Here is a 21,328-nt window from a genome sequence, read left to right as displayed (position 1 = left end):
ACTCAGACCAGGGTGGCCTGGAGCTGAGTCTCGGTCAGGGGCCGGTCGGCGTAGACCAGGCGGACCGCACTCGGATCCGGATTGCCGGCGTCGGGCCCACGGTGCTGCAGGCTCAGACCGACCTTCTGCGCCACCCGTGCCGAGGCGAGGTTGTGCTCCAGCAGATAGGCCACCACCGGAAGTTCAGGGCGTACCCGCTGAGCCTGATCCACGGCGTGCCGGGAGGCCCTGGTGGCGATGCCACGGCCGTGGGCCTCATGGGCAAGGCGATAGCCCAGATTCCAGAACGCCCCGTGCTTCACCGAACACCCGATGTGTCCCAGCAGTTCCCCGGTGCCGGCGTCGCGCACCATCCAGGCTGAAAGTCCGTCACACTCCCACCCCTCGATCCACGCGCACACCATTTCTTCGGTCTGTCTCAGCTCGGCGTGCCGACCTGAGGGTAGGTGCGTCCAGACCCGTGGGTCGCTGTAGATAGTGTGGAGCGCTGCGGCGTCGCCCGGTGTGGGCCTCTCCAGCCGGAGCTCGTCCATCATCACCTGCTCAATGCTAGTCCTCAGCCCTGGTCGAAGCCGCTCAGGGCGGCATCCCAGTGTCTGCGTGCTGGAAACCCCCGCGGACTGCGATCGAGGTCAGTCACCTGAACAGCATCCAGAACACCGCCGCGGCGCAGCCGAGGCTGATGAGCAGGAAGAAGATCAGCCACAGTGCAGCCGGCAGAGGGAGCCCCCGCCACGCTCGGGCAGCCTGGGAGGCATCTGTGGCGGCGACAGCTGCCCTGGACCTGCCTCCTCCTCTGCTGAGGTGGACCCGGCAGACATCCAGGGTCCCGCGCACTCCGGCCAGGGCATAGAAGACCCCGAGCGCGACCACGGTGTAGCCGACGACTTCGGGGTCGTTGCGCCACCAGATGAAGCCCGAGGCCAGTGCCGCCATTAGGCAGGAGAGGACACCGACCACATTGCGGGAGAGCAGCAGCGCCAGCAGAAGAACCGCCACATAAACCGTCAGTGCGGCACCGGAGTGGCCGGCAGTGGCCAGCCAGACCAGTCCCACCGCCAGCAGTCCGGGTGCGGGATAGCCCGCTAGAAAGGTGATGAGCAGACCCGGGCCGCTGGTCTTGCCGCGTGAGACAGTCACCCCGGAGGTGTCGGTGTGCAGCTTGATCCCGGAGACCCTGCGCCCGCTCAGCCAGGCTGCGAGCACATGGCCCATCTCGTGAATGATGGTCGAGGCCTGCCGGGAGATTCGCCACACCGCCGGCACAGCAGTCAGCACCAGCACCAGTCCGGCGGTCGCAGCCACCATCGCTGGATCAGGGGAGGCTTCCACGCCCCAGCGCGCGATGACGGCCTCCCAGGCAGCGCGAAGTCGCTCTGTCACAGCTGGTGGTGCTGCGGATGCATGAGGCGGTGCCAGAGTTCCATCATGTGAGGTCCTTTCACTGTCCTGCCCGGGTGTGCGGTGCTGACTCATTGATGGTAGTCCCGCCGGTGACAGATAGCATGGCGGACATGGCACAGCAGGAGCACGACGACGCCGGGGAGACCGAGTCCCCCTGGGTCGCCTGGCTGCGCAACGCGGCGCTGGTGGCTGTGGTGCTGGGGATGCTCTGGCTGCTGTTCAACGTCGAGCTTCCGCCGGCCGATGAGCTGCAGGCTGCCATTGAGGATTTCGGCTGGGCGGCTTGGCCGGCTTTCGTGGGTCTCTACGCAATAGTCGCCCTGACGCCGATTCCGGTCACGGTCATGGCGGTCACCGGTGGTTTCGTCTTCGGGACGGTCATCGGCAGCGGGCTCTCGGTCATCGGAGCGTTTCTGGGCGCCTGGGGTGCCTATTGGCTGGCACGCGGTCTGGGCAAGAAGACCGTGCTGAGGCTGCTGGGGAGGTACCGGTCCCGGGTTGAGGAGCACCTCAGACACGAGGGGTTCGAGGCCGTGTGCGCGCTGCGGCTGATGCCGGGGGTGCCGTACTGGCCGGTCAACTACGGAGCTGGCGCCTTGGGCGTGCGCACCAGGGTCTATGCGCCAGCCAGTCTGCTCTCCATCATTCCCGGTCAGGTCTCACTGGTGGCGATCGGCAACTTCATCGCCGAGCCGAACGCCATGGCCGGGGCGCAGGTCCTGATCGCCTGGGGCGTGGTCGTGCTGCTGACGATTCTGGCCTACCGCCGCTGGCGCGTAGCCCTCAATGAGTAGTAGTGCCGGCGGGCAGCCCCCGCATACCCGCAGCCGTGCCCGTCGGCCTGTCCGGGCCGCTGCGGTCGTTCTGACAGCACTGGTGATGGTGGTGATACTGATGTGGAGCCTTCAGCGTTCCCTCATCTACTTCCCCGACACCTCCGAGGTGCCACCGGCACCGGATGTGCTCTCCGGCGGCCAGGATCTCACCTTGAGAACCTCCGACGGACTGGAGCTGGGCGCTTGGTTCGCACCGGCGGCAGCCGGGGCCGAAGACCGTGAGCTGGCGGTCCTCATCGCTCCGGGAAACGGGGGGAACCGCTTGGCCCGGGCCGGATTGGCCGAATCCTTGCAGCAGCAGGGGTTCGCCGTGCTGGTCATGGACTACCGCGGCTACGGGGGAAATCCCGGCAGGCCCAGCGAAGACGGGCTGATCCAGGACGGGCTGGCGGCGGTGGAGGCGCTAGAGGCTGAAGGGTACCCGCCGGAGCGCACCATCTACTTCGGGGAGTCGCTCGGCGGCGGCGTGGTGGCAGCCCTGCTGGTCCAGCGGCCACCGGCGGCCGTGGTGCTCCGCTCCCCGTTTACCGAACTCGCCGAGGTCGGCCGGCACCATTACCCCTGGCTTCCGGTGCGGACCATTCTGCGCGACGAGTTTCCGGTGACACCGCACGTGGCCCAGTCACAGGTGCCGATCTCGGTGATCCGAGCAGAGGAAGACTCCGTGGTCCCGGCTGAGCTCAGCGCCGAGGTGGCCGCCGCTGCCCCGAACCTTGTCCAGGAGCAGGTCATCGACGACGCCGACCATAACGACCCGGTCATGTTCGGCTCGGAGATCGCCGAGGCCGTTGCCCGCCTGGCCGCGGTCATCGACTCATGAGCCAGCGGCTTCCAGCTGCTCTCAGGCCACTGACCAGCAGGAGGCTATTCCGGGCGGAGTTCGAGGAGATCACCGCTGTCGGTGGCGATCCAGATCGCGCCGTCGGGGGCTTCCTCCACCGCGCGGATGCGGTCACCCATGTCCCACTCCCCGGCAGGCTCGGCGTCTTCTCCGTCGAGTTCCACGCGGACCAGATTCTCACCAGAGAGTCCGCCCAGTACCGCACTGTCCTGCCATCCGGTGAACAGATCACCCTGGTAGATCATCAGGCTCCCTGGTGAGATCGCGGGCACCCAATAGGCCTTGGGAGCTTCGAACTCGTCGTCGTCGGTGTGGTCGGGAATGTCCCCGCCGTCGTAGTGCATGCCCATGGAAGCCTCAGGCCAGCCGTAGTTCGCACCTGCTGTGATCAGGTTCAGCTCGTCACCACCCTCCGGCCCCATCTCTGAGGACCAGATACGGCCCTGGGAATCGGCGGCGATGCCCAGCGGGTTGCGGTGACCGGTGGTCCAGAACTCAGCTGCTGCGGCGTCGTCCTCGGCAAATGGATTGTCCTGTGCTGGTTCACCCTCCAGGGTCAGCCTCACGATGGTCCCGAGGTTGGTGTCCATGTCCTGTGCCGGGTCGAGCTCCTGGCGGTCCCCAGAGGTGATGTAGAGGTGCTCCTGGTGGGCCAGCAGGCGAAGGGCGAAGTGACCGTCATCGGAGGCGGGATCCTGCTCCCAGATGACCTCAACATCCTCCAGAGAGGCCTGTTCCAAGTCCAGCTGGGCCCGGCCCGCCACTCCCTGGCTGCCCTCGTCGGCGGAGCGGACCCAGCTGAGGTAGACGGTCTGGTCCTGCTCGAAGCTGGGAGCGGCGATCACATCGTGCATGCCTCCTTGGCCCTCTGAGACCACCTCAGGGATTCCGCTGATCTCCTGGATATCACCGGATTCCTGATCCCGCATCATCAGCGCGCCGGTGCGCTCGGTGATCAGCAGCGCATCAGTGCCGGGCAGAAACTCCAGGGCCCATGGGGAGTCGAACTGTTCATGCTCGATGGTCTCGAAGTCGGTGACCGGCTCGCTGTCCTCGGAATCTGCAGCGGAGGTCTCGTCAGGGGCCTCTTCCGCCGTCTCGGCAGGTGATGCCCCCTCAGCGGGCTCAGCGGTCCCGCCAGGACTGCCAGGCTGGTCGGAGGCGCAGCCGGCCAGCAGAAGTGATGCCGTTGCGGCCATAGTGAGCGCCGGTCGCATACGCCGAACGTAGCGGACCAGGTCTGGGAAAACCTGTGCGCCCACCACGCGTCGGCTGGGCGGTACGCGGAGCGGGAGGGTATGTTCTGAGGCTCAGTCGGCGATAGTGGCCAGCGCTTCCCCGGATTTGACGCTGGTGCCGGCCTCGACCTTGAGGCCTTTGACCTTGCCGGCCTTGTGCGCGGTGATCGGCTGTTCCATCTTCATCGCCTCCACCACCACCACCAGATCCCCCTCGGCAACCTTTGCCCCGTTTTTCACCGCAACTTTCACCACAGTGCCCTGCATCGGGGAGGTGAGATCGTCCCCATTGACGGCAGCGGCGGCGGCAGCCCGTTTCCGGCGCTTCTTCTTCGCTCCCCCCTGACCGGCTCCGGTCAGCTTCCCTGCGGTCAGGGATGAGGGCAGGTTGACCTGCACCCGTTTGCCGTTGACCTCGACCACCACCTCTTCGCGGCCCTCCGCCTCAGCACCGCCTGGGTGGGCAGTCAGCGCGTTGTAGGGGGCGATGGTGTTGTCGAACTCGGTCTCGATCCACCGAGTGTGCACGTGGAACTCACCGGCCCGGGGCTTCTCCAGCTCAGGTGCGAACGCCGGGTCCTCCACCACCTTCCGGTGGAAGGGCAGAACCGTCGGCATACCCTGGATGTTCATCTCGCCCAGTGCACGTGTGGCCCGTTGCAGCGCCTGGCGCCGGCTGGAACCGGTCACAATCAGTTTGGCCACCATTGAGTCGAATGCCCCCGAGATGGTCTCCCCGGACCGCACCCCGGCATCGACCCGCACCCCAGGGCCCGTCGGGAGGTCGAAGACCTCCAGGCGGCCCGGGGCGGGCATGAAGTTCCGTCCGGGGTCCTCTCCGTTGATCCTGAACTCGATGCTGTGTCCACGTACCGAGGGATCGTCATAGCCGAGCTTCTCGCCTCTGGCGATCCGGAACTGCTCGCGCACCAGATCGATGCCGGTGACCTCCTCGGTCACCGGATGCTCCACCTGCAGCCGAGTGTTGACCTCCAGGAAGCTGACCGTCCCGTCGGCCCCGATCAGAAACTCGCAGGTGCCGGCGCCGGTGTATCCGGCCTCCTTGAGGATGGCTTTGGAGGACCGGTAGAGCTGACGGTTCTGCGCCCGGGTGAGAAACGGCGCCGGGGCCTCCTCCACCAGCTTCTGGTTCCGCCGCTGCAGCGAGCAGTCACGGGTTGAGACCACGACGACGTGCCCGTGCCTGTCTGCCAGGCACTGGGTCTCCACGTGACGGGGCCTGTCCAGGAACTTCTCGATGAAGCATTCGCCGCGCCCGAAGGCAGCAGTGGCCTCCCGCACCGCGGATTCATAGAGCTCCACGATCTCGTCCTGCTCGCGGACGACCTTGATGCCGCGCCCTCCTCCGCCGTGGGCGGCCTTGATGGCGATCGGCAGGCCCTGCTTCTCCGCGAAGCGCAGGACCTCCTTGGCGGAGGTCACCGGCTCCTTGGTGCCAGGAGCCAGCGGTGCGCCGACCTTCTCGGCCAACTGACGGGCCGAGACTTTATCACCCAGCAGCTCGATGGCCTCCGGGCTCGGACCCACCCATACCAGTCCGGCTGCCATCACCGCACGGGCGAACTCGGCGTTCTCCGAGAGGAAACCATAGCCGGGGTGCACGGCGTCGGCCCCGGTGGCCGCGGCGGCATCGAGGAGCTTTTCGATGACCAGGTAGGAATCTGCCGCACTGGACCCGCCCAGCGCGTAGGCCTCATCGGCCATTCCCACGTGGACGGCGTCACGGTCCGGGTCGGCGTAGACCGCCACCGTGGACAGGCCCTCATCCTGAGCAGCCCGGATGATCCGCACCGCGATCTCACCGCGGTTAGCGATCAGTACCTTTGAAAACTCGGTCATGGTCTTCCTTACTCCGTGTAATCGGTCAGATCGTGGCCCAGGCGTTCCAGCAGCCGGCCCAATGCGGCCGGGGACACCCCGATGACCGCCTCCCGGTCGCCGTCGACCTTGTCGATGAACTCTGCGGCCCCGCCCTCCAAGGTAAAGGCTCCGGCACAGTGCAGCGGCTCTCCGGACTCTACGTAGGCGCGGATCTGCTCATCAGTTGGATCGCCGAAGACCACCTCGGACGAGACGGTCTCCGAGGCCGCCTCCAGCTCCCCATTGGGCGGCTGGGGAGAGCCTCCGAGCAGTCCGTCGGCGAACCTGCCCAGCCAGTGGAAGGCTGTGGTCTGCGTGGCCGTGCTGGCATCGACGAGCCAGTGGCCTGTGTGCAGGACTCCGGTGTTCCCCCGCATGGCCAGCCAGCGCTGGAAGGCGACGTCCACCTCATAGGGCTTGCCGTAGCCCACGCCGTGAAGCTCGAATACCGAGTCGCAGCCCAGCACCACCGCCCCGCGCGCCTCCGGCCGGGATGCCACATCCTCTGCCTTGGCCCGGGCCAGCAGCTCCGCCTCATCGGCGGGACTCAGTGCGCCGCCGATCTCCGCGGCGGTCTCCACGGCCGCCCGCTCATCGACTTCGGAGACCACCACCTCGAAGCGGATGCCGGCCTCCTGCAGAATCATTCGCCGGCTCGGCGAGGCCGAGGCAAGGATCAGGCGCGGGGTCTTACCGGATCTGCCGCTGGGCCAGGGCTGGGTGTGGGCTGAGCGGCTCACCGAAGACCTCCTGTCGCCTGTTTCCAGGAGGCAGGTCCGGGCCGGCCCCAGAGTCCGTGCTGGTCGGAGTCCAGGCGGTGCTTGCGCTGCAGGGTACGGTCAGCAGGCCCGGTGCCGCCGGCATCATTGCCGGCCGGCTCCGCTGAGGCCAACTGGGCCAGCACGGCCACGAGCGCCGCAGACTCCTCCTCGGACAGCTCCGTGCCGCGGACGCCCAGGTCAGCATCAGTGTTGGTCTCGCTGGCGGGGAGACCCCGCTCAGCTCTCGGCCGGCTTTCGCCGGCCTTCGCGCCTGAAGTCGGCACATCGCTTCGTTCGTGCCTCACAGTGCTGGTGACGCGCCTTGCGGCGCTCAAACCCTCAATCGGGTCTCCGGCGGCGGGGAAACCCCGTTCGCTCCCCGACGTGGCCCCCGAAACTGTCACAGTTTCGCGGGTCCCAGACGTCAGGGGCCCTAACGCTGACGCGTCTGCACGGGTCCCTGACGTCGCGGTTCCCCTCGGCTGGCTTGCGCTCGTCATCACAGCGGAATGTTCCCGTGCTTCTTGGCCGGCGGGGTCTCCCGCTTGTGATAGGTGGCCCGCAGCGCCTTGCCGATCTGCCAGCGGGTCTCGGCCGGTTCGATCACCGCGTCGATATAGCCCAGCTCAGCAGCCTGGTAGGGGTTCAGCAGTGCGGCCTCATAGCCGTCGATCAGCTCCTCGCGGCGGGCCTCGACGTCGCCGCCCTCCTTGGCCACGCCGGCCAGCTCCCGGCGGTAGAGGATGTTCACCGCGCCCTGGGCGCCCATCACCCCGATCTGGGCGGTGGGCCAGGCCAGGTTGACATCAGCGCCCAGCTTCTTGGAGCCCATGACGATATAGGCGCCGCCGAAGGCTTTGCGGGTGATCACGGTGATCTTCGGAACGGTGGCCTCGGCGTAGGCGTAGAGCAGCTTGGCGCCGCGGCGGATGATGCCGTTCCATTCCTGGTCGGTGCCGGGCAGAAAGCCGGGAACGTCCACCAGGGTGAGAAGAGGGATGTTGAAGGCGTCGCAGAACCGGACGAACCGGGCGGCCTTCTCGCTGGCGGCTATGTCCAGGGTGCCGGCCAGCTGGGTGGGCTGGTTGGCCACCACACCCACCGAGCGGCCCTCGACCCGGCCGAAGCCGATGATGATGTTGGGCGCATAGAGCGACTGCAGCTGGAGGAAGTACCCGTCATCGAGCAGCTGCTCGATCACCACGGCCATGTCATAGGGCGCGGAGGCCGAATCGGGGACAAGAGTGTTCAGCGCCTCATCGTCGGCCTCGATCTTGGGGCGCTCCTGGTACGGCTCCACCGGGGCCTCGGCCAGATTGTTCAGCGGCAGAAGCTCCAGAAGCTCCTTGGCGAACTCGATGGCGTCCTCTTCATCGGCTGCCATATACGCAGCGGTTCCGGTGGTGGTGTTGTGCGAGCGTGCCCCGCCGAGCTCCTCCATGTCCACGTTCTCCCCGGTGACCGACTTGATGACATCCGGGCCGGTGATGAACATGTGGGAGGTCTTGTCCACCATGATGACAAAGTCCGTCAGTGCCGGGGAGTAGGCCGCGCCCCCTGCCGCGGGCCCCATGATCAGGGTGATCTGCGGGATGACCCCGGAGGAGTGAACGTTGTTGCGGAAGATGTCGGCGAACATCGCCAGTGAGGCCACACCCTCCTGGATGCGGGCCCCGCCGCCGTCGTTGATGCCGATCACCGGGCAGCCGTTGCGGGCGGCGAACTCCTGAACCTTGACGATCTTCTCTCCGTTGACCGCGCTCAGCGAGCCGCCGAAGACGGTGAAGTCCTGGGCGTAGACCGCCACCAGGCGCCCGTCCACGGTGCCGTATCCGGAGACCAGGCCGTCGCCGACCAGCTTCTTCCTCTCCATGCCGAACGCGTGGGTGCGGTGCACCGCCAGAGCGTCGAACTCCACGAAGGAGTCCTCGTCCACCAGCATCTCGATGCGCTCGCGCGCTGTGTGCTTGCCGCGGTTGTGCTGTTTGGCGATGGCCTCCTCACCGGCCGGTGCCAGAGTCTGATCACGACGACGCCGAAAGTCCGCCAGTTTTGCGGCAGTGGTTTTCGGCTGAGGGGTTCCTTGCGCGGAATTGTCCATAGTGGGCTATCGGGTGCTTTCGTCGTCGTGCTGTACGGGTTCCACAAACTCTGCGCCATTCTAATGAGCCCAGGTGCGAAGACGGATGTAGGGACCCTACAAAAACTGTGGGAGTCCAACATTCTGATTCACATTGATTGCTACCGGTGAGTAAGATGTGAGAGAGAGCGAGCCGGGCATCCGGCTCGCCGCGAAGCGATCAGACGGGAAGTGAGCCAACGATGACCACAGACTCTCTGGCGTCCACAACAGTCCTCATTTCCGGCGGCAGCCGAGGCATCGGGCATGCCATCGCCGTCAAGCTCGCCTCGGCAGGGGCCAATATCGTCCTGCTGGCCAAGACCGACAAGCCGCACCCCACCCTGCCGGGAACCGTCCACACCGCAGTGGAGGACATCGAGGCTGCCGGGGGACAGGGACTGGCCGTGGTGGGGGACATCCGCAACGACGGCGACGTGGCCCGCGCTGTGGACTCAGCAGCTGAACGGTTCGGCGGGATCGACGTGGTGGTCAACAATGCCTCCGCCATCGACCTGCGGCCCACCGAGCAGCTGGAGATGAAGCGCTACGACCTGATGCATGAGATCAACGCCCGTGGGACCTTCGCGCTGTCCAAGGCGGCGATCCCGCACCTGCGGGCCAGCGCAGAGACTCCAGGGTGGTCACCGAAGATCCTGACCCTGGCCCCGCCGCTGACCGGAGCGGACGGGAAGCTCAACCCCACTTGGTTCGGCAAGCACCTGGCCTACACCATGAGCAAATACGCCATGTCCATGACCACCTTCGGGCTGGCAGCCGAGCTGGCCGACTCGGGTGTGGTGGTCAATTCGCTCTGGCCGGTGACGCTGATCGAGACCGCGGCGCTGCGCAACATCCCTGGTGGCGAGCAGCTCGCTCGCGGAGCGCGCAAGCCTCAGATCGTGGCCGACGCCGCCTTGTGCCTGATCACCGGCGAGGCCGACTTCGGCTCCGGAGGGTTCCTCACTGACGAGCAAGTGCTCACAGCCGTCGGCGTGAGCGACTTCAGCGGCTATGCAGTGGACCCGGAGGTCGAACTGGTGCCGGACATCTTCCTCTGAGCCGTTGCATGAAACCCAGCGGTGAATCGGTCGGGTTGTTCAGCGCAATGCGGTCCAGCAACCACAAGAATTCGCCATTCTCTGGCGTTGAGGCGTGGAAAGCGCCGAATCGGCGGGGTGATTCGGGCATCCTGCCCCTCACCGCACCACAAGTTCGCCGCCTGAGTGCCGTAGCGTGGACCTATGGTTGAGGCGCGGCGTCCCGAACTCGATGAAGACCTGCTTCACCAGCGCCTGGTGGCCTCGGGGCTGTACTCCCGGCTGAGCAGGCTCCGGGCCACAGGTTCGACCAACGCGGACCTGCTGGCAGCAGCCGAGGAGCCAGACTTCGACATCAAATGGCCGCACCTTTCGGTACTGACCGCTGAGGAGCAGACCGGCGGCCGGGGGCGGCTCGCCCGGGCATGGTCCTCGCCCAGAGGCTCATCACTGTCCACCTCCGTGGTGCTGAGGCCCAGCCTGCCCATCGAGCAGCGGCACTGGTTGAGCCTGGCAGCCGGGCTGGCACTGGTTGAGGTGCTGGAGGAACGTGGTGTGGAAGCGGCCCTGAAATGGCCCAACGACGTACAGGTGGCAGGCCGAAAGATCGCCGGGATCCTCGCTGCTGTCCCGCCGCGGTCACCAGGCACGGTGATCGTCGGCTGCGGCATCAATGTGCTGCTCACCGCCGATCAGCTGCCGACGCCCACCTCCACCTCGCTGCTGGTGGAGATCGGGCGTGCAGGCTGTGACATCGCGGCCACCGGCGCCGCGGAGGGCGCGCGGCTTCGCACCGAACTGCTGGCCGATTGGCTGGAGCGCTTTGCCGGGCTGGTGGGGCGGATCCAGGGTGCGGGCGATATCGGCCCCGTCAGGGATGACATCATCTCAGCGATCAGCACCGTGGGCCAGCAGGTCCGGGTGGAGCTGCCCGACGGCACAGCGGTCCGAGGTGCGGCAGTGGCGGTGGAGAACAGCGGCGCCCTGACAGTAGAGGTCAGCGGGTGGCGTCGTACTTTTGCGGTGGGCGATGTCTTCCATCTGCGTTAGCCCCGCTGGGGGCGGAGCCCGCTCAGCTCTCGGCGAGCGTGCGCTCGCCCTTGCGACTGAGGCGCATTGAGGGTCCCGGCTAGACTATGAGGTCCACGGATTCATCACAGAAGGAGGTGCGTGCGGAATGCTGCTGAAGCTCGTTGACGGCGAACAGGTCGTCGTCCGGACCCGTGCTCACCACCGTGCCCTGATCCCGGCGGCGGTCAACCTTCTGGTCACCGTAGCCCTGCTGAGCTTTCTGCTGGGATATCTGACCAGGGACACCCAGCCGGCCTTCATCCAGCACTACAGCCACGTCGCGGTGTTCCTCATCTGGGCCGTCGGGCTGCTGATCCTCGGGCTGGGCACCGTCAAGCCGCTGATCGGCTGGTTGAACAGGTTCACGTATCTGACCACCGAGCGCTTGGTGCAGAAGAACTTTGTGGGCGCGCCCCAGGCCACAGTGGTTCCCTTGGCGCTGCTCAGCCAGCACCAGACGCGCCAGAGCAGTATGCAGGAGATGGTCGGCGCCGGTGATCTGCTGCTGGTCCACGGCGCCTATGGGCAGCACCAGCGGACGAAGCTGCGTGATATGCCTGACGCTGAGCAGTTCAACATGGTGCTGGCTCAGGAGCTGGGTGACTACCGCCGCCGGGCCCAGGCTCAGGCAGCCGCGGCTCAGCAGGCACAGTACGCGGCCTCAGCGCGCGGCGATGTGCACGGCTCCTCCTTCGGGGGTGGGCGTGTCTGACGCTGGGGAGCGGGCCCGGCAGCGCGGCTTCGGCGCCAACCGCTACATGGAGGATGAAACTGCGGAAGTGTCCCGTCCCGGGTCCGAAGGGGGCTATACCGCCGAAGAGCTTGCCGTGGCCCGTGCCGACTGGAGCGATTTCGGCTCCGCAGAGACTCCGGTGACCAGTACGCCGCCGCCGCAGCCGTCCCCGCGGCCGGCTCGCGGCTTTGTCCCCGGGGGCGAATCCGCGCCCCTGGACGACCAGGGGCAGGACAGCAGCCACGCCGAGGGCTCCACGGCCACCGCGCCGATCCCCACCCCCAGTCTGGAAGAGCGCAAATGGCACCGCAATATTCGCAGCCTGGAGCACCGGCTGCTCGGTGCTGAGCGCAGCCTCACCTACCGGGAGATGGCTGTGCGCATGGGGGTTTCGACGCATTCGGCCCGCAGGCTCTGGCGGGCCCTGGGCTTCCCGAACCTGGACGACGATGTCAAAGCCTTCACCGAGACTGATGCCGAAGCGCTGGCCCAGATGGTGGACCTGGTCCGTGACGGTCACCTGAACCAGGAGACCGCCATCTCCCTGACCCGGTCGGTGGGCCAGATGACCGACCGCATGGTGGTCTGGCAGATCGAGGCCCTGGTGGAGGACAAGATCGCCAACCAGGAACTCTCCGACGCTGAAGCGCGCAGCCAGGTGGTGGAGACCCTTCCAGCACTGGTGGAGCCCCTGCAGCGGCTCATGGGCTATGCCTGGCGCAGACAGCTTTCCGCCGCCCTGCAGCGGCTCACGGTGCGGGTCGAGTCCGGGCTGGCCTCGCTGAGCCGCAGCCGCGACGGCAACGGTGATGACCAGCAGACGGTGGACTCACCTCTGCCGCTGGCCCGCGCTGTCGGCTTCGCCGACCTGGTCTCCTACACCTCGCTGTCACGGCAGATGAGCGAACGCACTCTGGCCCATATGGTCCAGCGGTTCGAGTCCAAATGCGCAGAGATCATCTCCATTGGCGGTGGCCGGCTGGTCAAGACCGTCGGCGATGAGGTGCTCTACAACGCCGAAACACCGGAGGCCGGTGCGGAGATCGCCCTGGCGCTGGCCGAGACGATCGCCGCCGACGATGTCCTTCCTGAGGCGCGGGTCTCGGTGGTGTGGGGCAGGGTGCTCTCCCGGCTCGGGGACATCTACGGCCCCACGGTGAACCTGGCGGCCAGGCTGACTACGCTGGCCGACCCGGGAACTGTCCTGGTGGACTCCTCCACCGCTGAGGCGCTGGAGGAGAGCTCCGACTATCTGCTGGTCCCCCAGCCGCCCAGGATTGTGCGGGGGTTCGGTGAGGTCGCGCCCAGTATGCTCCTCAGAGCAGGCGGCAGTGGCATCGTCCTCGATGAGGACTAGGGCGCGTCCGTGGCAGAGGGCGGAGCTTGATAACGGTGAGAGCACGCCAAGGTCACGGTTCGGTTTCTTTCGTGACAAGATGGTTCCGTGGCCATGAGCGCGAATTCCCCTGAGAGCACTGCGGTTCCGTACGTCGACTACGGGTACGGCTCCCATGTTGGGCTGCGCCGCGAACTCAACGAGGACTCCTTCGTGGTCTCTGGCCGGCTGTTCGTGGTCGCTGACGGTATGGGCGGCCATGAGGCGGGTGAGGTGGCGTCGTCGTTGGCGGTCCAGGCCCTGGCCGAAGGATGGGAGTCCCACGCGGGCCAGGTGGGGCAGCAGGAGATCCAGCGGTTCCTGGACGATGCCGACGCCCGCATCCGCCAGGCCACCGACTCCAAGGCCGGCACCACGCTCTCCGGGGCGGTGGTGGTGGAGGCTGAGGACAAGGACACCGGTGAGGACACCAACGGACAGTGGCAGTGGCTGGTATTCAACATCGGGGACTCGCGGACCTACCTGCTCAACGACGGCGCCCTGATCCGGCTGACCCGTGACCACTCCCAGGTGCAGGAGCTGGTCGACTCCGGCATGATCACCGCCGAGGAGGTCCACTCGCACCCGCAACGCAACGTCATCACCCGAGCGTTAGGGGCCGGGGATGTGTGGGGCGCGGACTTCACCAGAGCGACTGTTGCAGCCGGCCAGCGTCTGCTGGTCTGCTCCGACGGTCTGACCGGAGAGCTCACCGATGAGCAGATCGGACAGATCCTCAACGCCGGGCGCAACGCCCAGGAGACGGTGGACTGGCTGATTCACCAGTCCCTGCGCCACGGCGGCCGGGACAACGTCACCGTCATCCTGGTTGATGTCGGCACCGACTGAGTCACTACACTGACACCTGAACAACTGCCCGCCAATCACGCCTAAGGGAGCACCATGTCCGAGATCTCGCGCGCTGACGTCGAGCATCTTGCCAAACTCGCCCATATCTCCATGACCGATGCCGAGCTGGAGAAGATGACCAGCGAACTCGGCGTCATCGTCGACTCCGTCCAGAAGGTCCAGGAGGCCGCAGGGGAGGACGTGCCGGCCACCAGTCACCCGCTGCCGCTGACCAACGTGTTCCGCGAGGATAGGGTCGGTCATGTCTTCACCGCTGCGGAGTCGTTGTCCAACGCGCCTGATGCGGTGGAGTCCCGGTTCAAGGTCCCGGCCATCCTGGATGAGGAGTGAGGAAGAGATGACGACGACGCTTTCAGGCCTTATCCGCCTCACCGCCGCCCAGATGGCCGTCAAGCTGCGCGCCGGGGAGATCACCTCGGTGGAGCTCACCCAGGCTCACCTGGACCGCATTGCCGCAGTCGATTCCACTCTCAACGCTTTCCTGCATGTCAGCGCGGAAGAGGCCCTGCAGACCGCGGCTGAGGTGGATGCCATCCGGGCTGCCGGCGGCACGGACGCTGAGGCCCTGCACCGGCTGGCCGGGGTGCCGATCGCGGTGAAGGACCTCATCGTGACCAAGGGCCAGCCGACCACCGCAGGCTCGAAGATGCTCGAGGGCTGGATGAGCCCCTATGACGCCACGGTGGTCCAGAAGCTCCGTGAGGCGCGGCTGCCGATCTTGGGCAAGACCAACCTCGATGAGTTCGCCATGGGCTCCTCCACCGAGCACTCGGCCTTCTGCGTGACTCGCAACCCCTGGGACACCTCACGGATCCCGGGCGGGTCAGGCGGTGGCTCAGCGGCGGCTGTGGCCGCCTTCGAGGCGCCGCTGGCCCTGGGTACCGACACTGGTGGGTCCATCCGCCAGCCCGGTGCTGTCACCGGCACTGTGGGCACCAAGCCGACCTACGGGTCTGTCTCCCGCTATGGGGCGATCGCCATGGCCTCATCCCTGGACCAGATCGGCCCGGTCGCCCGCACGGTGGAGGATGCTGCGCTGCTGCACGAACTCATCGGCGGATACGACCCCAAGGACTCCACCTCGCTTCACCAGGAGGTCCCGGCCTTCAGCACCCATGCGGCCGCCCACGATGTCACCGGTCTGCGCATCGGAGTGATCAAGCAGCTGCAGGGCGAGGGCTATCAGACCGGAGTGCTGGCCCGTTTCCAGGAGTCGCTGGAGGCGCTGCGCGCCGCCGGGGCGCAGATCGTGGACGTCGACTGCCCCAGCTTCGACTATGCGCTGGGCGCCTACTACCTGATCATGCCCTCGGAGGCCTCCTCCAACCTGGCCCGCTACGACGGGGTCCGCTATGGCAGCAGGGTGCTGCCTGAGGAGGGTCCGCTGACCATGGAGCGGGTCATGGGGGCCACCCGGGCCGCAGGCTTCGGCGAGGAGGTCAAGCGCCGGATCATCCTGGGCACCTATGCGCTGTCGGCCGGATACTACGATGCCTACTACGGCTCGGCGCAGAAGATCCGCACGCTCATCCAGCGGGACTTCGACGCCGCCTTCGAGGCAGCCGATGTGCTGATCTCTCCCACCGCCCCCACGGTGGCGTTCCCGCTGGGTGCGAAGCTGGATGATCCGTTGGCCATGTATCTCAACGATGTCGCCACCATCCCGGCCAATCTTGCCGGAGTTCCCGGCATTTCGGTGCCCGGCGGACTTTCCGAGGGTCTGCCGGTGGGTATCCAGTTCCTGGCCCCGTCCAAGCAGGACGCCCGGGTCTACCACGCCGGTGGTGCCCTGGAGAAGCTGCTCAACGACGATTCCGGCGTCCCGCTGTGGGCGCAGGTTCCCGAAGTGGAAGAGGCTGCACAGTGACTGAAACCTTGACTGAACCGCGTCCCCTGAGCTTCGAGGAAGCTCTCCAGAAATACGATCCGGTGCTGGGCTTCGAGGTCCATGTGGAGCTCAACACTGCCACCAAGATGTTCTCCTCAGCACCCAATGCCTTCGGTGATGAGCCCAACACCAACGTCAACGAGGTATGCCTGGGGCTGCCCGGTACGCTGCCGGTGGTCAACGGCAAAGCCGTGGAGTCAGCCATCAAGCTGGGGCTGGCGCTGAACTGTTCGATCGCCGAGTACTGCCGGTTCGCCCGCAAGCAGTACTTCTACCCCGATACTCCCAAGAACTGGCAGACTTCCCAGTACGACGAGCCGATCGCCTTTGACGGGTACGTGGACGTGGAGCTGGACGACGGTGAGATCTTCCGGGTGGAGATCGAACGCGCCCACATGGAGGAGGACGCCGGCAAGCTCACCCACGCCGGTACCTCCGGACGGATTCAGGGCGCGGACTACTCGCTGGTCGACTACAACCGCTCGGGTGTGCCGCTGATCGAGATCGTCACCAAGCCGATCACCGGAGCCGGCGAGCGGGCCCCGCAGATCGCCCGGGCCTACGTCTCCGCGGTCCGCGACATCGTCAAAGCTCTGGACATCTCTGATGCCCGGATGGAACGGGGCAATGTGCGCTGTGATGCCAATGTCTCGCTGATGCCCAAAGGGGCCTCCGCGTTCGGGACCCGCTCGGAGACCAAGAATGTGAACTCGATGCGGGCGGTGGAGCACGCCGTGCACTTCGAGATTCGCCGTCACGCCGGGATTCTCGAGGCCGGCGGGTCAATCGTGCAGGAGACCCGCCACTGGCAGGAGACCTCCCGGACCACCACCTCCGGGCGGCCGAAGTCTGACGCCGATGACTACCGCTACTTCCCCGAGCCGGACCTGGTGCCGGTCACCACCACCGCTGAGTGGATCGAGGCCCTGCGCGCGGAGCTGCCCGAGCCTCCTGCTGAGCGGCGCCGCCGGCTACGCGAGGCCTGGGCCTACTCCGATGCTGAGTTCCGTGACGTCGTCGCCGCCGGGCTCTTGGACCAGATCGAGGAGACCGTGGAGTCCGGGGCCTCGGCCGCCGCGGCCCGGAAATGGTGGATGGGTGAGATCTCCCGCCTGGCCAATGCCCGGGAGACCGAGCCGGCCGCCCTCGGCGTCGAGCCGGCCACCATTGTGGAGCTCAACGGCCTGATCGACGAGGGCAGGATCAACGACAAGATCGCCCGGCAGGTCCTGGAACACCACCTGGACGGTGAAGGCGGCCCTGCAGAGATCGTGCAGAAGCGCGGACTGGAGGTCGTCTCCGACGGCGGTGCGCTCACCGCGGCGGTGGAGAAGGCCATGGCGGAGAACCCCGATGTGGTCGAAAAGGTCGCCGCCGGCAAGCTCAAGGCGATCGGCGCGCTCATCGGCCCGGTGATGAAGGAGACCCGCGGCCAGGCTGATGCCGGAAAGGTTCGTGAGATCGTTCTGCAGAAGCTGGGAATCCAGGGCTAACGGCATCCAGGTGGCTATGCGCTGAAGCTTCGGCCGGCGGGTTCCAGACGCGCCGGAAATACCACGTGACGGAAATCACAGACTAGGTGTAAGGTGTGAGCCAACCTGAAATGCGTTTGTAACACCTCATCGGTGTCTCGCAAACCGCGCGAAACAGTGAGCGGGTAGATTGAAGCGCATTCTGGGACTGCCCAGAGGTGCTTCGGCACTTTAACCACTCGTACATCAAGATGAGGGGACAAACGTTATGAGTCCGCACGGACAGATTGTGGCTGCGGCAAATGGTCCACTCCAGGACGCGGCCGACACCGTTGACGAATTCTTCGGTCTGATCACCGAGTTCTTCGTCAACCTGATCTTCGGCACGCAAGTCACTATTCCGCTCGGTGCGCCCTTCCCGGAGGGAACGACGCTCTGGGACGGGTCGCTACTGGTGCTGTGGTCATTCGCGGCCGCCATCGGCTTCTCGATCTACTTCAAGTTCATTCAGTTCAGCGGGTTCAAGACGTCCCTCGAGGTGGTCCGCGGCAAATACACCCGTGAGGACGATCCCGGAGAGGTGAGCCACTTCCAGGCACTGACGGCGGCGGTCTCCGCCACCGTGGGGCTGGGAAATATCGCCGGTGTGGCGGCAGCGGTCTCACTGGGCGGACCTGGTGCCACCTTCTGGATGATCGTGGCCGGCCTGTTCGGCATGTGTACCAAGTTCGTCGAGTGCACGCTTGGCGTCCGGTACCGGGAGATCGATGAGAACGGCATCGTTCACGGTGGCCCCTTCAAGTACCTGCCGGTGGCTTACCGCAGACTCGGACGCATCCCCGTGGCCATCGTCACCGGTATCTTCGCCATTTCGATCATGCTCTTCGGAATCATCGGCGGTGGGATGTTCCAGGCGAACCAGACCTGGGGAGCCATTGTCAGTGCCGGTGATACCCTCAACGACGTCACCGACTCCAGCATGTTCGACTTCCTCAACAGCACCCTCAGCGCTTTCATCTTCGGCCTGATCTTCGCAGGACTGGTCGCACTGGTGATCATCGGTGGCATCAAGTCCATCGGACGTGTCACTGCCAAGCTGGTGCCGGCGATGGCGATCGTCTACGTGGGCGCTGGCCTCATCATCATTGGTGTCAACATTGGCAATATCGGCGATGCCTTCAGCGCGATCATCAGCGGTGCGTTCACCGCCGAGGGCATCGGCGGCGGCGTGATCGGTGTGATCATCATCGGTGTCCAACGTGCGGCCTTCTCCAACGAAGCCGGCATTGGCTCGGCACCGATCGCCCACTCTGCGGTCAAGACCCGCCGCCCGGCCTCCGAGGGCTTCGTCGCCGCACTGGAGCCGTTCATTGACACTGTGGTCGTCTGTACCATGACTGCGCTGATCATCATCTTCGCCTGGCCGGATGAGTACGCCGCTGCTCTGGAAGGAGAGGCAGTCGGAGACATTGCTGTGACCTCGGCAGCCTTCGACTCCTTCCTGCCGGGCTTCTCCGTTGTGCTGGCGATCTGTGTGGCACTGTTCGCCTTCTCCACCCTGATTACCTGGGCCTACTACGGCACCCAGGCCTGGCGCTACCTCTTCGGCAAGTCCCAGACCGGCGACACCATCTTCCGCGTCATCGTCTGCGTGATGATCGTCATCGGTTGTGTGGTCTCCTTCGCCAACATCATCGACTTCGCTGACTCCGCGCTGTTCCTGTGCATCTTCATCAACGTCATCGGCTTGGTCATCCTGGCACCGGTGGTCAAGAAGGAGATGCAGCAGTACATTGCCGACCGCAAGGCCGGCCGCCTGATGGAGGATCCGGAGTACATCCCCGGGCCTGAGGATCTCAAGCTGGTGGTGGACGAGGACAAGGTCCCCTCCAACACCTGAGTTCTCCTCTTCTTCCTCGTTTTCTGGAAGGCTCCGGCCGTGACCGCCATAGGCGGGTCGCGGCTGGAGCCTTCCGGTGTGTCCGGGCATCAGGGAATCGTCGAGGCGTTGTCTGCAGTACGTCCCTGATCGGTGGCGTGAGTGCAAAGTTCACGTCGCTGATTCGAGCAATCGGCTAACTCGTGCGATCACCGTTCGGAATCTCTCCGCCAGATCCACGCGGCTGACCCGGATGACAGTCCAACCAGCGTGTTCGAAGGCTGCGTTGCGCCGCTCGTCCTTCGCCTGCTGCTCAGCAGTGAAATGATGCGCCCCTTCATATTGGAGGATGACGCGTTCGGCGACGTATCCCAGATCGCCGCGATACCACGGATTCCGTGGTGTCAGCGGCACCTGAAGCTGCGGCTCCGGCAGATCGGCCTCCGTGATGGCAAGTCTCAGCAGTGTCTCAGCTGGAGAGTCCGCACCGATCCGGACCTGTCCGAGGGCACGTCGAGCAGCCACGACTCCGCTGGACTCGCGCCGGAAGTCAAGATAGGAGCGCAATGAGTCATGGGTCGTCCACGGTGGGGTACGGTTCTCCAGGGTCGGGTGCGGCTGTCGTACCAGGTTGATCGCCAGCGATGATCAGATCCTTGGCCTGCAGTTGGGTCGCCAGCTCCAGGAAAGTGCGTTCAGGGCAGGAGATGCGCAGTCCTTCAACGGTCCTGACTTCGCGTGGATCGACGAAGTGCGGCCGGTGTGTCACCACATGCGGCATGCCGGAGACTGACGCAAGCGCGTGAAGCGCACTGATGTGCATCTGGGCCACCTCGGCGGCGCGCGCCTCGGTCCGGGAGAACACCCTGCCCCCGAGATAGTCAGGGATCGGTCGTCGGCGTGCCATAGGGACCACAATGATGATTCCTGTTGTCCATGGGGAGCCCTGTACCGGTCACTGTGGAGAGCCCGGCATGTTCTCGCCCAGAGCTGTACCTGGGGAAAACTCCGCATAGAGGCGAATCGTCGATCTGTTGTGCACTGCACCGATGAAGGGTGTCCCGGACGCCAATCACGCGTTGTGGATTCGGAGTCTCAGAGCCTCAGCGTGTGCTGTGCGGCGGCTATGGTTGCCTCCCGGTAGGTGTGGCCGAATAGCAGCCAGTGCGCCGCGAGATAGAACAGCTGGTGGACTGGTACCCGGTCCCGCCACCCCTCGGGCAAGGGGACCGTGCGGTGATATGCGGCCAGCATCTGGTCCACGTGGGGCAGGCCGAACAGCTGGAGCAGCGCCAGGTCCGATTCGCGGTGTCCTGCATGGGCGGCAGGGTCGATCAGCACAGCCCCACGTTCAGACCACAGCACATTGCCGCCCCAGAGGTCGCCGTGGATCAGCGATGGGGGCTCCACGCCGTCGAAGTCACCTGCAGCGATGCGCTCTTGAGCACCGTGCAGGACGTCCCACTCCGACGCCGCGTCCTCGCGAAGACGCTCCAACAGGGGCTCCAACCGTTCGGCGGCGTGGAACGCGCCCCAGGAATCATGCGTTCCGGCGCCCATCTCCATGAGCTGTTCAGCCGGTCCGAACAGCGGCGGCACCCCGGCGGGATGCTCCGGCGGCATTTGGCCGAACAGAATGGGCGCCCCGGCGTCGTCGTCGGTCTCTTCGGGCCACACGGATCGGTGCATCATGGCCAGGGAGGTGCCGAAGTCCTCGGCCGCGGACTCAGCCGCCCTGCAGGTGCTGATATGCTCCAGTGCCAGCGACGGGGGCTGAAGATCGATCACCTCCACAACTCTGGGGCCGCCGGCGGCTTCGGCGGACCTCAGCCAGCGCAGGCCAGCGGCTTCCACCTCCGCGGCCCGAGGGTGTGAAAACGATGTCTTGACGTGGTTGAGCGGCATTCGGTCACACCTCAG

General features: G+C 65.9%; 21 protein-coding genes. 11 read left to right on the top strand and 10 right to left on the bottom strand.

Translation table 11 applies throughout. The annotated features are described in order from the left end of the window. Positions 1–2 precede the first annotated feature (2 nt). Positions 3–536 carry a GNAT family N-acetyltransferase gene (locus DVO78_RS04470; RefSeq protein ID WP_202912087.1) on the bottom strand — a complete coding sequence of 178 codons (534 nt, stop codon included), beginning with the start codon at positions 534–536 and terminating at the stop codon, positions 3–5. Between the two features lie 100 nt (positions 537–636). Continuing rightward, positions 637–1,383, bottom strand: a complete 747-nt coding sequence (locus DVO78_RS04465) for a M50 family metallopeptidase (protein ID WP_157983873.1) — start codon at positions 1,381–1,383, stop codon at positions 637–639. A gap of 131 nt (positions 1,384–1,514) precedes the next feature. Between DVO78_RS04465 and DVO78_RS04460 the strand changes: the two genes are divergently transcribed. Further along, the gene (locus tag DVO78_RS04460) at positions 1,515–2,198 is read left to right on the top strand and encodes a TVP38/TMEM64 family protein (RefSeq protein ID WP_238385144.1); all 684 of its coding nucleotides are present in this window, start codon (positions 1,515–1,517) and stop codon (positions 2,196–2,198) included. After that, positions 2,191–3,060, top strand: a complete 870-nt coding sequence (locus DVO78_RS04455) for an alpha/beta hydrolase (protein WP_120003612.1) — start codon at positions 2,191–2,193, stop codon at positions 3,058–3,060. The genes DVO78_RS04460 and DVO78_RS04455 overlap by 8 nt, the downstream gene beginning before the upstream one ends. A gap of 44 nt (positions 3,061–3,104) precedes the next feature. On the opposite strand, the gene DVO78_RS04450 is transcribed toward DVO78_RS04455, so the two are convergent. The 5 genes from DVO78_RS04450 to DVO78_RS04430 form a co-directional block, all read right to left on the bottom strand. Continuing rightward, complete coding sequence (locus tag DVO78_RS04450) at positions 3,105–4,280, bottom strand: PQQ-dependent sugar dehydrogenase (RefSeq protein WP_238385143.1); 1,176 nt, start codon at positions 4,278–4,280, stop codon at positions 3,105–3,107. A 111-nt stretch (positions 4,281–4,391) separates the two neighbouring features. Then, positions 4,392–6,179, bottom strand: a complete 1,788-nt coding sequence (locus DVO78_RS04445; RefSeq protein WP_120003610.1) for an acetyl/propionyl/methylcrotonyl-CoA carboxylase subunit alpha — start codon at positions 6,177–6,179, stop codon at positions 4,392–4,394. An 8-nt stretch (positions 6,180–6,187) separates the two neighbouring features. Continuing rightward, on the bottom strand, positions 6,188–6,940 hold the full coding sequence (locus tag DVO78_RS04440; RefSeq protein ID WP_238385142.1) for a Maf family protein: 753 nt from the start codon (positions 6,938–6,940) through the stop codon (positions 6,188–6,190). Next, positions 6,937–7,245, bottom strand: coding sequence for a hypothetical protein (locus DVO78_RS04435; protein WP_157983872.1), 309 nt, complete (start codon positions 7,243–7,245; stop codon positions 6,937–6,939). The genes DVO78_RS04440 and DVO78_RS04435 overlap by 4 nt, the downstream gene beginning before the upstream one ends. Positions 7,246–7,460: 215 nt before the next feature. Beyond that, complete coding sequence (locus DVO78_RS04430) at positions 7,461–9,062, bottom strand: acyl-CoA carboxylase subunit beta (RefSeq protein ID WP_120003608.1); 1,602 nt, start codon at positions 9,060–9,062, stop codon at positions 7,461–7,463. Positions 9,063–9,283: 221 nt separating this feature from the next. Here DVO78_RS04430 and DVO78_RS04425 point away from each other — a divergent pair, with 221 nt between their 5' ends. The 9 genes from DVO78_RS04425 to DVO78_RS04385 all read left to right on the top strand — a co-directional run bounded on the left by DVO78_RS04425 (position 9,284) and on the right by DVO78_RS04385 (position 19,429). Then, positions 9,284–10,141 (top strand): SDR family oxidoreductase, encoded by an 858-nt coding sequence (locus DVO78_RS04425; protein ID WP_120003607.1) that lies wholly within the window; start codon positions 9,284–9,286, stop codon positions 10,139–10,141. A gap of 183 nt (positions 10,142–10,324) precedes the next feature. After that, positions 10,325–11,170 (top strand): biotin--[acetyl-CoA-carboxylase] ligase, encoded by an 846-nt coding sequence (locus DVO78_RS04420; RefSeq protein ID WP_120003606.1) that lies wholly within the window; start codon positions 10,325–10,327, stop codon positions 11,168–11,170. Between the two features lie 127 nt (positions 11,171–11,297). Then, positions 11,298–11,903, top strand: a complete 606-nt coding sequence (locus DVO78_RS04415) for a hypothetical protein (RefSeq protein ID WP_120003605.1) — start codon at positions 11,298–11,300, stop codon at positions 11,901–11,903. Further along, entirely contained in the window at positions 11,896–13,281 is a 1,386-nt protein-coding gene (locus tag DVO78_RS04410; protein WP_338016563.1) for an adenylate/guanylate cyclase domain-containing protein, read from the top strand. The genes DVO78_RS04415 and DVO78_RS04410 overlap by 8 nt, the downstream gene beginning before the upstream one ends. 93 nt (positions 13,282–13,374) lie before the next feature. Continuing rightward, positions 13,375–14,148: a PP2C family protein-serine/threonine phosphatase gene (locus DVO78_RS04405; protein WP_120003698.1), complete on the top strand. Its 774-nt coding sequence runs from the start codon at positions 13,375–13,377 to the stop codon at positions 14,146–14,148. 54 nt (positions 14,149–14,202) lie between these two features. Then, positions 14,203–14,499 (top strand): Asp-tRNA(Asn)/Glu-tRNA(Gln) amidotransferase subunit GatC, encoded by a 297-nt coding sequence (gene gatC / locus DVO78_RS04400; RefSeq protein ID WP_120003604.1) that lies wholly within the window; start codon positions 14,203–14,205, stop codon positions 14,497–14,499. Between the two features lie 7 nt (positions 14,500–14,506). After that, positions 14,507–16,036 (top strand): Asp-tRNA(Asn)/Glu-tRNA(Gln) amidotransferase subunit GatA, encoded by a 1,530-nt coding sequence (gatA, locus tag DVO78_RS04395; protein ID WP_120003603.1) that lies wholly within the window; start codon positions 14,507–14,509, stop codon positions 16,034–16,036. Continuing rightward, positions 16,033–17,550: an Asp-tRNA(Asn)/Glu-tRNA(Gln) amidotransferase subunit GatB gene (gatB, locus tag DVO78_RS04390; protein WP_120003602.1), complete on the top strand. Its 1,518-nt coding sequence runs from the start codon at positions 16,033–16,035 to the stop codon at positions 17,548–17,550. Before gatA ends, gatB begins: the two co-directional genes overlap by 4 nt. Positions 17,551–17,797: 247 nt before the next feature. Further along, a complete protein-coding gene (locus DVO78_RS04385; RefSeq protein ID WP_120003601.1) occupies positions 17,798–19,429 on the top strand; it encodes an alanine/glycine:cation symporter family protein in 1,632 nt (543 codons plus the stop codon). A 150-nt stretch (positions 19,430–19,579) separates the two neighbouring features. On the opposite strand, the gene DVO78_RS04380 is transcribed toward DVO78_RS04385, so the two are convergent. The 3 genes from DVO78_RS04380 to DVO78_RS04370 form a co-directional block, all read right to left on the bottom strand. Beyond that, a complete protein-coding gene (locus DVO78_RS04380) occupies positions 19,580–19,933 on the bottom strand; it encodes an endonuclease domain-containing protein (RefSeq protein ID WP_157983871.1) in 354 nt (117 codons plus the stop codon). Between the two features lie 46 nt (positions 19,934–19,979). Beyond that, entirely contained in the window at positions 19,980–20,315 is a 336-nt protein-coding gene (locus DVO78_RS04375) for a hypothetical protein (RefSeq protein WP_120003599.1), read from the bottom strand. Positions 20,316–20,503: 188 nt separating this feature from the next. Then, positions 20,504–21,313: a fructosamine kinase family protein gene (locus DVO78_RS04370; protein ID WP_120003598.1), complete on the bottom strand. Its 810-nt coding sequence runs from the start codon at positions 21,311–21,313 to the stop codon at positions 20,504–20,506. Between the last annotated feature and the right edge of the window lie 15 nt (positions 21,314–21,328).

Source organism: Nesterenkonia muleiensis, from assembly GCF_003600155.1.
Lineage (GTDB): Bacteria > Actinomycetota > Actinomycetes > Actinomycetales > Micrococcaceae > Nesterenkonia > Nesterenkonia muleiensis.
The sequence above is the reverse complement of the archived record's forward strand: the minus strand, read 5'-3'. Positions and strand labels throughout refer to the sequence as shown.

Bases quoted from the DNA above. Each gene is read 5' to 3' on its own strand.
- DVO78_RS04375 (WP_120003599.1), bottom strand. From the start codon at position 20,315: ATGGCACGCCGACGACCGATCCCTGACTATCTCGGGGGCAGGGTGTTC.
- DVO78_RS04385 (WP_120003601.1), top strand. From the start codon at position 17,798: ATGAGTCCGCACGGACAGATTGTGGCTGCGGCAAATGGTCCACTCCAG.
- DVO78_RS04430 (WP_120003608.1), bottom strand. From the start codon at position 9,062: ATGGACAATTCCGCGCAAGGAACCCCTCAGCCGAAAACCACTGCCGCA.
- gatA (WP_120003603.1), top strand. From the start codon at position 14,507: ATGACGACGACGCTTTCAGGCCTTATCCGCCTCACCGCCGCCCAGATG.
- DVO78_RS04460 (WP_238385144.1), top strand. From the start codon at position 1,515: ATGGCACAGCAGGAGCACGACGACGCCGGGGAGACCGAGTCCCCCTGG.
- DVO78_RS04445 (WP_120003610.1), bottom strand. From the start codon at position 6,179: ATGACCGAGTTTTCAAAGGTACTGATCGCTAACCGCGGTGAGATCGCG.
- DVO78_RS04455 (WP_120003612.1), top strand. From the start codon at position 2,191: ATGAGTAGTAGTGCCGGCGGGCAGCCCCCGCATACCCGCAGCCGTGCC.
- DVO78_RS04470 (WP_202912087.1), bottom strand. From the start codon at position 536: ATGATGGACGAGCTCCGGCTGGAGAGGCCCACACCGGGCGACGCCGCA.
- DVO78_RS04420 (WP_120003606.1), top strand. From the start codon at position 10,325: ATGGTTGAGGCGCGGCGTCCCGAACTCGATGAAGACCTGCTTCACCAG.
- DVO78_RS04370 (WP_120003598.1), bottom strand. From the start codon at position 21,313: ATGCCGCTCAACCACGTCAAGACATCGTTTTCACACCCTCGGGCCGCG.
- DVO78_RS04415 (WP_120003605.1), top strand. From the start codon at position 11,298: ATGCTGCTGAAGCTCGTTGACGGCGAACAGGTCGTCGTCCGGACCCGT.
- DVO78_RS04405 (WP_120003698.1), top strand. From the start codon at position 13,375: ATGAGCGCGAATTCCCCTGAGAGCACTGCGGTTCCGTACGTCGACTAC.
- DVO78_RS04450 (WP_238385143.1), bottom strand. From the start codon at position 4,280: ATGGCCGCAACGGCATCACTTCTGCTGGCCGGCTGCGCCTCCGACCAG.
- DVO78_RS04425 (WP_120003607.1), top strand. From the start codon at position 9,284: ATGACCACAGACTCTCTGGCGTCCACAACAGTCCTCATTTCCGGCGGC.
- gatC (WP_120003604.1), top strand. From the start codon at position 14,203: ATGTCCGAGATCTCGCGCGCTGACGTCGAGCATCTTGCCAAACTCGCC.